Origin of the sequence: Parvimonas sp. M20 (assembly GCF_035282425.1) — a bacterium.
Classification (GTDB): domain Bacteria; phylum Bacillota; class Clostridia; order Tissierellales; family Peptoniphilaceae; genus Parvimonas.
In genome coordinates this window covers 1-765 of sequence record NZ_JAYKBQ010000052.1, presented here as the reverse complement: position 1 = coordinate 765, position 765 = coordinate 1, and the positions used below count along the sequence as shown (strand labels likewise).

Genomic DNA, 765 nt, shown 5'->3' with positions numbered 1-765 from the left:
CCAGAGAAGCTTCTTTATGGTATGCATAATACCACCAAGCGGCTGATGGAAAATGGTCGATGGGCTTGGCATAACGGTCTATTCGATATCAAATGGTTCCGCGCCATGGGCATCAAAGCAGATGTACATGAAGACACTGTTTTGCTGTCCTACACCTTCAATGAAAATGGCGGCTACCATGACTTGGATCAGGTGGCACAGCATTGGATTCGAGCACCCAAGCATAAGGGCATGCTCGATGAATACTTGCCTAATAAGAAAACGTCTTACCGTGTAATTCCACCTTTGGTGTTGGCCAAGTACAACGCCATCGACCTTAGTAAGCAGCACCGTGTTCTCAAGCCGATGCTGGCGGAGTTGCAGAACCATCCGCATCTTACATCCCTGTATCGCACACTGCTGATTCCCGCTAACGACTTTATTGCAGAGATGCAGCTGTACGGTGTCAAGGTTGATGTAGATAGGGTTAAGCAGAACTACCAGAAGCTTACCGATGAATTGGCAGGACTTAATGAACAGTTGCAGGTCTATGCGCGCAAGCATGTAGGTACAGATATTAACTTCGGCAGCCCCAAGCAGCTGAAGGATCTACTCTACGGTAAGCTTGGCCTAGGTATGATGTCGATGTCGACAAACGAAGCGGCTCTCGAAGACATCTCCCGCAAGTATGACCATCCAATCGTTAGCCTGTTGCTTGACTACCGTGAGCGTATCAAGGCACGGGGTACGTATGTCACGAATCTAATCGACTTCCCGAATCCTAAA

The 765-nt window shown here is 48.4% G+C and carries 1 protein-coding gene; it reads left to right on the top strand.

Going from position 1 to position 765, the window contains the following annotated elements:
- On the top strand, positions 1 to 765 hold a 765-nt coding region (locus VJI93_RS08305), incomplete at both ends, for a DNA polymerase (RefSeq protein WP_324009246.1).